Genomic DNA, 10,640 nt, shown 5'->3' with positions numbered 1-10,640 from the left:
CCGGGCGGTCGGCCGGCGCGATCCCGTACTCGGAGACGACGATGGTCGTCATGTCATGCTCGGCGGCCGCCGCCAGCAAGGGGGCCAGCGCTGCGTCGACATCGGCGGCGGCGGTAATGGCCTCTGGTGACTGCGGGCCGTAGCGCTGAAAGTCGTAGTCCAGGTGTGGGATATACGCGGTGAGCAGGGTGGGCGAATAACGTTGCAGGATTTCCAAAGAGGCGTGCACCAGCCAGCGCGACGACGTGATGTCGGCCGTCGGGCCCCAGTACCGAAAGAGCGGGAACACGCCCAGCCGGTCGGTCAGGATGTTATGCAGATCCGACGGCACGACGTAGCAGTCCGGCGATTTGCGTCCGTCCTGGTGATAGACCGGCCGGGGCGTGACGATCACGTCATTGCTGGCGTTCATCGCATACCACCAGCCGACATTGGCCGAGGTGTACCCGTCGAAGCGCCCGGCAGCGGTCTCCCATACCTTCTCCCCCGCCACCAGTTTGTTGCTTTGGCGCCACAGCAGCACCTCCCCGAGTTCGCGGAAATACCAGCCATTTCCGACGATTCCGTGCTGATTGGGCATCAGACCGGTGAGCATCGACGACTGCACCGAGCAGGTGACTGCCGGGAACACCGGTGTTAGTTGTCGCATCGCGCCCGAAGCGGCAAGCGCGGAAAGATTTGGCATGTGCCGCAGCAGCGGTTGGGTGAGCCCGACGACGTTGACCAGCAGAACACGTTGGGTCATGCGGCGTCCCGCGTGCACAATAGGTCTTTCAGCCAACGGATTTCGGCCGCGATATCGTCGGCCAGGCTACCCAGGCGCAGCGACGCCGGAAGGACTTCCCAGGTGTAGGTTTCGATTTCGACGTCCACGGGTTGCGGTAGTGCCCCCTCACCCAGCATCGCCATCACGTCGGCCAGCACATGCGCCGTGTTGCTCAACGGTGCCGGCGGAGCTAGGTGCAGCGGGACGTGATAGTGCACGCGGGCGCTGCCGGAGCGGGGTGTCGAAGGGTCTGTGAAGGACAGGTCGTCGCGGAACCACTGGCGCGCGTCGGCGTCGATGCCGTTGACCTGATGTAGATACGGGGAGCCTGCGAACGCGGCGAAGGCTTCGGCAACCCCGTCGGAGGCCAGGTCGTCGATCGCAATCGCGTTGGAGGCCTGGATCTTCACCACGTCGATTCCGATGTCAGCCAGCCCGGCCACCACCTCGAAGGGGTTCTCCCGCATCACGGCCAGGTGGCAGGTGTCCAGGCACAGCCCGATGTAGCGGGTATCGACGCTGCCGTGACCGAGCCAACAGATGGCGTCGCGGCATGATCCGATCACGCAGCCGGGCTCGGGTTCGAGGGCCAACCTGATTCGATGCCCGGACTCTTCTTCGATGCGCCGCAGATCGCTGCTGAGCGTGGCCAGCATCTGCCGGGCCCGGACATCGGCCTCGTCGTCCCATGGGTCATTCCACCCCAGCGCCAGTGTCGAGATGGTGCCTTGTTCGGTGCCGGCCAGCAGGTCACTGAGCACCTCGGCACAGTGCCGGGTGTATTCCAGCCGGCTCGGTGTGGTCCAATCTGGTTGATATACAGCGTGCTTCACCGAATTACCGTGGAAGACCCCGTAGGGAAAAGCGTTCATGGTCGCCACCGCAAGGCCGTTGTCTGCCAGAATCGCGGCCAGCCGGCTGCGCGCTGCTCGATCACCGGCCAACCGGGCCATGGTGGCGGCCGGCAACCACAGGCCGATGCCGAGGAGTTCCAGTCCGGCGCGTTGCCGAGCCGGCGCGAACACCGACAGCAGTCGGTGCTCCAGCGCCTGCAGACTGTCAGCAGCGACGACATTGCTGCAGTAGGACAGCATCAGCGCTTTTCTCCGCGGTTGATGGTGTTGCCGGCAAAAGCCGCTTGCTGCTCGTCGCTTAACAGGCGAAGTTGCCCGCTTTGGCCGTAGAACTCGACCGGGTTGCGCCACATCACCCGGTCGACGTCGTCTTCGCTGAACGAGGCCGCCAGCATCGCCTTGGCGGTCTTGACCGTCTTGAGCGGATCGGATCGCCCCCAATCGGCGGCCGAGTTGACGATGATCCGTTCGAGGCCGAAACGCTGCATCAAGACGACCATCCGCGCTTCGTCCATCTTGGTGTCCGGATAGATGGAGAAGCCCATCCAGCATCCGCTGTCTCGGGCGGGTTCAATGGTCACCTCGTTGAGGTGGTCTAGCAGCACCATTCCCGGATCGATTCCAACGCGCTTCACCAGGTCGATGCTGGCCAGCGTGCCCCCGAGCTTGTCACGGTGCGGGGTGTGCACCAGCGCGGGCAGGCTGTGTTCGGCGGCCATCTCCAATTGCGTTTGGAATACCTCCGTTTCCTCCGCTGTCATGGAGTCGTAGCCGATCTCACCAACGGCAACCACACCGCTCTTCGACAGATACCGCGGCACCTGGTCCAGCACCGCCCGGCAGCGACTGTCGTTGGCCTCCTTGGGATTCAGGGCAATCGTGCAGTTGTGGGCGATGCCGAACTGGGACGCGCGGTACCGCTCCCAGCCGATGAGGCTGTCGAAGTAGTCGATGAACGATCCTGCGCTGGTGCGGGGCTGACCCATCCAGAAGGCCGGTTCGACGATGGCACGCACGCCCGCGGCATACATCGCCTCGTAATCGTCGGTGGTCCGTGACGTCATGTGAATGTGCGGGTCGAAGATCCTCACTCCGGAACCTCCGTCATCGTGGCGGTCAGCTGCTGCAGCATCCGCACGTCCGCCGACACCGGGCGTCCGGCCGCAGTGCGCTCGCTGATGTAATCGGTTGCCATCCGGCTTAATTCCGCATCGGCACGGATGCGCAGGCCGGATACGGCAGTCAGGGGAACCTCCATGAATATCAGCTTCATCACGCCATGACGCCAGGTGTGCTGGGCCAGGAACCGTGTTCCGAATCCGCCGAGCGCCGCGCCGACAAGTCGCGGATCGTTGCACCGCAACGCATCCTCGGCCAACGTCACGCCGGCCGCGGTGGTAACGGGTCCGAGGTTTCCGTCCAGCGCCGCCGCCTCCAGACCGCACAGCACGGCCAAGCGTTCGTCGCTATCCCCCCATTGGTACAGCCTTTCGATGAACGGACCCGCAGTCTCGTCGGGAATTTCGGCCACCAGGGTGGTCAGCAGTTGTACCCGGGCCATCAGGGTCGCAGCACCGCAAATCTGTGACATCCAGCGCTCAGCCTTGGGAAAGATTTCCAAGATCTTGTCCGGGTCGTTACGGATCTCGGCCGCAGCGTTGTCGATCCATGAGCGCGCCGCGATCGGCAGCCTGGCCAGAGTGATCGCTGACATGCTGCGCCGCAACACATTCGGTGCGTCGTGGGAATGCCGTGGCAGTTCGACCGAGGCGACACCGTCGAAGCTACCGGTCTGCAGGGCATCCATCACCGCCCCCAGATCGAGGTCGCCATGGCCGAACTCGAGGTGTTCATGTTTGAGCGGCGTCATGTCGTCGAGGTGGACGTTGACCAGATTTTCGCCCAGGTCGGCGATCGCCGCTTGCGCACCGCCCGGCTCCGTCATCACACAATGCCCGACGTCGAGCGTGATGCCCAGCCGCGGCGGATCGCCCAGCGCCCGGCACACCTCGCGGGCCTGTGCCACCGTCTCGACGAACATTCCGGGTTCAGGCTCGAACCCGAGCATGACCGCCTTGCGGTCCGCATAGTCGACCACCTGCGCCAGGCGGCTGACCAGCAGCTCCCGGGTGGTGTCGGGTTCGTTGTAGTCGACGGCGTAGCCCGACCACAGCGACACACAGGTGGCCCCGAGATCGGCGGCGATATCGATTGCCCGCCGGAGGAATCGGACACGAGGTTCGGCGACGATATCGACCAGCGCAGGTTTGTGCTTGACCCGCGGATCCAGCAGATAACGCGTTCCCGTTTCGATCGCCACCCGCAGTCCGTGAGTGTCCAGCAGCGCACGCAATGCGCCCAACTGGGCGCCCAGATCGGAGTCGAACGGTCGAACGTGCGGGTAGCCGATGGTCAGCGCGATGGCGGTATATCCGTGGTCGGCGATGAGCGCGATGGCCTCGGCAAGCGGGTGATCGGTCAAGCCATTGGTGTTGTAGCCAACGTGCATCAGGTCACCTCGGTGGGTTGGGGCGCAGAAACTTTGAGCCGCAATCCAATTGCCAACCCACACAACGCCAGCATGGTGCGCGGTGCCCGGGCGGCCAACATCGCCTGAACCGCGATCGTCGACGCGATGCCAGTGCGCACCGCGCTGCGAAGAACCGCGGCGGTCGGATGCTGCCACGCCTTCCACAAACCGGGGCCAAACGACCACGCGTACACCGCCGCGGCCGGTGCGGCACGAAACCCGGGCGTGCTCACCATCGCCGAGGCGGCCACCGCTGCCGCCATACCGCCGACGATCGCCGGCAATCTCGGTTCCGAACCCGTGACCTCACTGCGGGACAGCACCGTGATCGCCGTGGTGTGCCCGCCGATCACCGACGCCGGAACCAGCGCGCGCCGATAATTCGGGCCGGCGCCCAGCATCACGTCGAGGAACCGGCAGCCCGCCATCACCAACGGCCCCGCCGCAGTTTCCTTGGCAACCAGGTCATAAGCCGCGACGAACAACGTGATTCGGCCCGCGGCGGCCAAGCCGTGGCGGCCGGTGACCGCCGTCGCGGTCGCCAGACCCGCCCCGGCCAGGCCGGCGGCGACTGACAGCGCTGTGCCGGCCGACACTTCACCCGACGGGATCGGCCGCTCGGGGCGTTCTATGGCGTCGCGCTCTCGGTCCGCCCAGTCGTTGAGCACCATGCCGCTCCAATACAGCAGCGCCGACGCCAGCGGTAGGGCGAGCCGGCGTCCGGTCAGGGGCTGTCCCGACCAGATGGCGCCGACCGCGGTGTCACCCAGCACGGTGAGCGCAGCAGGCGCCCGCATCAGATCCAGGTACGCCTTGATCTTCACTGCCCGGCCGAAACCGGCGTCGCAAACGACTTGGCCCATTGCACCAGTGCCTCGTATTGCGCCGCAAGTGAATGCGTCGACGAGCCCCACGGTTCTTTGAAGAAAAAGCCGAGCTGCCCGACGACGCCGTGCGCACCGTGCATTCGGGCCATCGCCAGCAGCCGGGCTACGTCGATAACCAACGGCGCAGCCAATGCGGAATCCGGTCCGGACCAGATGGTTTGCAGGGTGATCTGGCCGCCGAGGAAGCCGGTGGCGTGGATGTAGTCCCACGCAACCTTGGTCTCCCCGAGGTCCGGCACGTAGTCGATATGCAGTGGAGTACTGACACCGCCACCAAGCATCTGCTGGATGCCGCGCTGCTTGCTCGCGAGCTTGGACTGAACCGCAACAGGATCGGCGAGCGTGGCACCATCCCCGCCACCCAGCAGGTTAGTCCCAGCCCACGAGTGGACTTTCATCGCACGACTGGCAAACATTGGCGCCAGCGCAGTGCGCAGCAAGGTTTGCCCGGTCTTGGCGTCTTGGCCGGCGTAGAGAACCTCGGCGTCATCTGCAAGGGTGCGTAAGGCGGGGACGCCCATGCTGGGCGACGGGGTAAAGCAGCAATAGGCGGCGCCGTTGCGTATCGCCGCAAGGGCAGTGAGGCCGCTCGCGGGCAACGCGGTGCGGTCCTTCTCACCCAGCGCAGCCCTCAGCAGATCAGGGTTCTGGTACTCGGGGCGGTCTGGCAGTGGCGGCTGGGTCGATGCCACGTCAATCACGACAAAGGTGTCCAGTGCGTAGCGTGAGACAAACGAAGCCATCGCATCGCTGAGCCGATCGATCAGTTCAGCTTGGGTGCTGGCGCCGACGGTGGACGGATCAGGCGTAGCCACGCAGGACGGACCGACGATCTCGTCTTCGGTGGCCGCCAGTCGATCTGATACCGCGGCGACCACCCGATGCGGCAGCAGTCCCGCCCCGACCAAAGCCTCGGCCCGCTTGATCAGTGGGGTGGTCGAAAGGTCTCGCCCGGCGACTACAAAGTCGGGATACTTCGGCAGTGGGACGCCGGCAAAGTCGGCAGTCGCCGTCACGCAGCCGATCTCGGGGATCAGCCCGGCGCTGAGTGCATACAGACCCACGATGGAGGTGATGGCCACCGACCCCCGCGCACCGCTGAGCCAAAGACCGCAACGATGTCCAGCGGCCACTGCGGATGCGGTGTCATGGCGGTCCATCGCGCCGTCCTCGCTTGCGCAATATGGTGAAAATCCGGCGTGTCGAAGTTGCGTTTCTCTTCAGGGGCGGCTAGCTGCGCCACACGAATCCTACCTGGCCGACGGCTGTACGTATGCTGGGTATCTATGAATTTTCGAGCACGCATAGCCCCATTTCGGTGGTCGGTCTGGCGCATGGCGCCCGGGATCCGCAACCTCGTCACGACAGGTCAGATCGGTGATGGTCGAGAAGCAGCGGCTGCTGTCTATGTGCTCAACCACGCCAAAGCTGGAGACGTCGACGACGTGCTGGCGACCATGGACAAGTTTGCCTACGAAAAGTCGATGCTCATCAATGTCGGGGACGAGAAGGGTCCGATACTCGACGCTGCGGTACGGCGCGCCAACCCGGCGCTGGCACTGGAGCTGGGCACCTACTGCGGCTACGGCGCACTGCGGATCGCCCGGGCGGCGCCGATGGCCCGGGTGTACTCCGTCGAGCTTGCCGAGGCCAACGCCGCCAATGCCCGGCAAATCTGGGCTCATGCTGGCGTAGCCGACCGGGTGACCTGTGTGGTGGGTACCATCGGCGACGGCGGACGCACCCTGGACGCACTGGCGGCGGAACACGGATTCGCATCTGGCACACTTGATTTCGTTTTCATCGACCACGATAAGAAGGCCTATCTCGACGACCTGCAGAGCATCTTGGGCCGCGACTGGCTGCATCCGGGCTCGATTGTGGTGGCCGACAACGTCCTGGTGCCGGGCGCACCGAAATATCGCTCATACATGCGTCGGCAGCAGGGGGCGCTGTGGAATACCACCGAGCACAAGGCGCATCTGGAATATCAGACTTTGGTGCCCGATTTGGTGCTGGAATCCGAGTACTTGGGGTGAGACTGGAAGACTGGGGCTAACGCCACATTGGAAACCTGAGCCTCATCTGCACCATTTTCAGGTGTGCGTGCAGTGTGGTTGCGAGTTCTTGTCGGACCGGGTCGTTACGGTGCGAGCGTGCAGTCGCTGATGTATCCGTCGATCGACCTCGATGACGCCGAATCCCATCTGGGCACCGATACCTATCACCGCGGCCTGGACTACGCGCGCGCAGGACGGGTGGTGCGGTGTCTATGGAACCCTGAGGACGACAGCCTGGTCGGCAGCGTTCGTGGTAACCGGGGTCGCACCTACACCACCACGGTGCAACTGTCTACGGATTTCACCGACTCGTGGAACCTCGAAGTCGGGTTGTGCACCTGCCCCATGCAGGTTGACTGCAAGCATGTGGCGGCAATCCTCATTGCGGCCACCGGGACGACGAAGGCGCGACCCCAACGCCCGTCGGCCGCCGCGCCGGTGCCCCCGGCGCCAGCGGCATGGCGTACGTCGCTGGACGCGTTGCTTCCCACGTCTGCGCCGAGCAACGCCGTCAGCACGCCGCTGGCTGTCGAACTGAACCTGTCGGCCAACGGCGTGGACGCACGGCTGGTGCGCCCGGGCAAGCGCGGCGGCTGGGCCGCCGCTGATCTGAGCTGGAGCCGGTTGACCGCGCTGCGCCACTACGGTTATCCCGACGCCCACGTCCACGTGCTACAGGAGTTCTATGCCGCCTACCGGGCATCGGCCCCGATTTCGACTGGCTATTACAGCTATTCGTATAGCGACGTAAAGACAATTTCGCTGTTGAAGTTCGAGTCACCGCAGTTATGGCCCCTGCTGGACGAGGCGCGCCGAGTCGGCGTGCGGCTGGTGCAGGCGCAGACCCACCAGGATGTGCCGCCCTATGCCGCGGCACAGCTGTCCCTTGACGTTACTGCCGATCCGTCGGGCAACCTTGCGGTCGTACCCTTGCTTGCAGTCGATGGCGCAGCGGCCAGAGCAATCGGATTCATCGGGTCGTCGGGCCATGGTGTGGCTTTCACCGAAGGCGGGCTACGGCTGGCGCGGCTGGACAAACCGGTCCCGGCGGCGTTGCAGCGGATGGCGCTCGGCGACCAAACTTTGTTGATCCCCGCCACCGAGGCGGCGCGGTTCGCCACCGAGTATTACCCCAGGTTGCGGCACATCGCGACCATCACGTCTTCGGACACATCGTTCACGCCGCCGGCGATCACCGGGCCGACTATGGTGCTGCGCGCCGACTACCGGGATGGGCACCAGGTCGAGTTGACGTTGGAGTGGTCTTATCGGTTGGGCGACAAAGACTTCCGCATTGTTGTTGATGCACCGGGCGATCCAGGCTACCGCGATCTCGATGCGGAAGGCGGGCTTGCGCGCGGCATTGACGCCCCGCTGGAGCGATTCGGGCTCCGCGCCGCCGACGGCAGGCTCGTTGCCCGTGCCCGATTGTCCGGTCTAGAGACCATGCGTTTTGCCACCGAACTCCAACCGATGCTGGCTGGGCTGCCCAACGTGGTGCTGGAGTTGACCGGCGACCCCGCCGACTACCGGGAGGCAGGCGAATCCCTGGTCATCGGCTTAACCACCGATGAGGTCCCTGGTGAGACGGACTGGTTTGACCTGGGCGTCACCATCAGCGTTGAGGGTAAACAGGTTCCGTTCGTTACCGTGTTCACTGCGCTGGCGTCCGGCGAGTCGCACCTACTGCTTGCCGACGGAGCTTACTTTGCGCTAGACAAGCCGGAGTTGGTGAAGCTGCGCCGGCTGATCGAGGAGGCCCGCGCCCTCACCGACGCCGAAGCGGGAACTCCCCGCATCACCCGTTTCCAGGCCGGGCTGTTCGACGAACTTGCCGAGCTGGGCGTGGTCACCCGACAGGCCGAAGACTGGTGCCGACAGGTCCAGGGACTGCGCGCGCTGCAAGGTTTGGAACCGGTGGCCGTGCCGAGCGTCCTACACGCCAACCTGCGGCCCTATCAGACCGACGGGTTCTCCTGGCTGGCCACGCTGCACACCCACGGGCTCGGCGGGATCCTCGCCGACGACATGGGCCTCGGCAAGACGCTCCAGACGCTTGCGCTGATCTGCCATGTGCAACAGCGGGATTCGAACTTGCCACCGTTTCTGGTGGTAGCGCCATCTAGCGTGGCCGCGAATTGGGCCGCCGAGGCCGCGCGATTCGCGCCGGGACTGTCGGTAGTCGCGATCAGCGATACCCTGCGCCGCGCGGGCGCCGACCTTGACGAGCTGGTTGCGACAACCAACATCATTGTCACCTCATATACCGTGTTCCGGCTCGACTTCGAGGCCTATGCCGCTCAAACCTGGTCCGGCCTGATCCTGGACGAAGCCCAGTACGTGAAGAACCGACACGCCAAGACCTACCAATGCGCCCGCCAACTGCCGGCGCCGGTCAAGTTGGCGATCACGGGCACGCCGATGGAGAACAACCTGATGGAGCTGTGGTCGCTGCTATCCATCACCGCCCCGGGGCTGTTTCCCAACCCGACGAAGTTCGCCGACTACTACGCCAAACCAATCGAAAAGACTGGTGACCCCGAGCTGCTCGCTCAATTCCGCCGCCGCATCAAGCCGCTAGTGAAGCGCCGCACCAAAGAGCTGGTGGCCGCCGAACTGCCCGCTAAACAAGAGCAACTCGTCGACATCGAGCTGCCATCCCGGCACCGCTCGCTTTACGACAAGCGGCTGCAACGCGAACGCCAAAAGGTGCTCGGCTTGCTCGACGACATGCAGCGCAACCGATTCACCATCTTGAAATCCCTCACCGTGCTACGCCAGATGGCGCTGCACCCTGGCCTCGTCGACCCTGCGCATGACGCGCTGGCATGTGCAAAGATCGATGTTCTCGCCGAACACCTGCGCGACGTCGCCGAAGGCGGCCACCGCGCGCTGGTGTTTAGCCAGTTCACCCGCTTTCTGGGCCGGGTGCGCGATCGCCTCGACTCCGAAGGCATCGACAATTGCTACCTCGATGGACGAACCCGCAACCGTCCCAAGGTAATCCAGAGCTTCAAAGACGGAGATGCGCCGGTTTTCCTGATCAGCCTCAAGGCCGGCGGTTTCGGGTTGAATCTCACCGAGGCCGACTACTGCTTCCTACTCGACCCATGGTGGAATCCGGCAACCGAATCCCAGGCCATCGACCGGACCCACCGCATTGGCCAGACCCGCAACGTCATGGTGTACCGGCTGATCGCCCGAGACACCATCGAAGAGAAGGTGATCGCACTCAGCGCGCGCAAGGCGAAGCTCTTCGCCAGCGTCATCGACGACGGCAATACCTTCGGTTCCACACTTACTGCGGACGATATCCGCGGACTGCTGAATTGAGGACGGGGTACATCAAGGTTATCCACAGCCTGACGCCGAGCCCGTTTCTTGTCAGACGGGCATGGCATAATCGAATTTATGTTCGAGTCACAGGCTGAGGTGGTCGCTCATTTTGATGAGTGGTTCGAGCGGTGTCACCCGTCGACGACGACAGAGTCGGCGGGGTTGGTGGATCGGATCTGTTGCGCGTCACGGATGGAGAATCGGGCG

General features: G+C 64.4%; 8 protein-coding genes. 2 read left to right on the top strand and 6 right to left on the bottom strand.

Annotation, left to right across the window (positions count from 1 at the left end; genetic code table 11):
* The 6 genes from F0Q45_RS20650 to F0Q45_RS20625 form a co-directional block, all read right to left on the bottom strand.
* A partial coding sequence (locus F0Q45_RS20650) for an alkaline phosphatase family protein (RefSeq protein WP_149655716.1) occupies positions 1-745 on the bottom strand: 745 nt, incomplete at its 3' end.
* The gene (gene eboE, locus F0Q45_RS20645) at positions 742-1,860 is read right to left on the bottom strand and encodes a metabolite traffic protein EboE (RefSeq protein WP_149655715.1); all 1,119 of its coding nucleotides are present in this window, start codon (positions 1,858-1,860) and stop codon (positions 742-744) included. The genes eboE and F0Q45_RS20650, both read right to left, overlap by 4 nt.
* On the bottom strand, positions 1,860-2,711 hold the full coding sequence (locus F0Q45_RS20640) for a TatD family hydrolase (RefSeq protein WP_149655714.1): 852 nt from the start codon (positions 2,709-2,711) through the stop codon (positions 1,860-1,862). The genes eboE and F0Q45_RS20640 overlap by 1 nt, the downstream gene beginning before the upstream one ends.
* On the bottom strand, positions 2,708-4,129 hold the full coding sequence (locus tag F0Q45_RS20635; protein WP_149655713.1) for a TIM barrel protein: 1,422 nt from the start codon (positions 4,127-4,129) through the stop codon (positions 2,708-2,710). Before F0Q45_RS20635 ends, F0Q45_RS20640 begins: the two co-directional genes overlap by 4 nt.
* Positions 4,129-4,974 (bottom strand): SCO3242 family prenyltransferase, encoded by an 846-nt coding sequence (locus F0Q45_RS20630; protein WP_149655712.1) that lies wholly within the window; start codon positions 4,972-4,974, stop codon positions 4,129-4,131. The genes F0Q45_RS20635 and F0Q45_RS20630 overlap by 1 nt, the downstream gene beginning before the upstream one ends.
* Positions 4,971-6,197 (bottom strand): inositol-3-phosphate synthase, encoded by a 1,227-nt coding sequence (locus F0Q45_RS20625; RefSeq protein ID WP_149655711.1) that lies wholly within the window; start codon positions 6,195-6,197, stop codon positions 4,971-4,973. The genes F0Q45_RS20630 and F0Q45_RS20625 overlap by 4 nt, the downstream gene beginning before the upstream one ends.
* 126 nt (positions 6,198-6,323) lie before the next feature.
* On the opposite strand from F0Q45_RS20625, the gene F0Q45_RS20620 reads away from it, so the two are divergent.
* Positions 6,324-7,076: an O-methyltransferase gene (locus tag F0Q45_RS20620; protein WP_149655710.1), complete on the top strand. Its 753-nt coding sequence runs from the start codon at positions 6,324-6,326 to the stop codon at positions 7,074-7,076.
* A 129-nt stretch (positions 7,077-7,205) separates the two neighbouring features.
* Positions 7,206-10,430, top strand: a complete 3,225-nt coding sequence (locus tag F0Q45_RS20615) for a DEAD/DEAH box helicase (RefSeq protein WP_149655717.1) — start codon at positions 7,206-7,208, stop codon at positions 10,428-10,430.
* Positions 10,431-10,640: the final 210 nt, after the last annotated feature.

Source organism: Mycobacterium simiae (assembly GCF_008370645.1).
GTDB lineage: Bacteria > Actinomycetota > Actinomycetes > Mycobacteriales > Mycobacteriaceae > Mycobacterium > Mycobacterium simiae_A.
The sequence above is the reverse complement of the archived record's forward strand: the minus strand, read 5'-3'. Positions and strand labels throughout refer to the sequence as shown.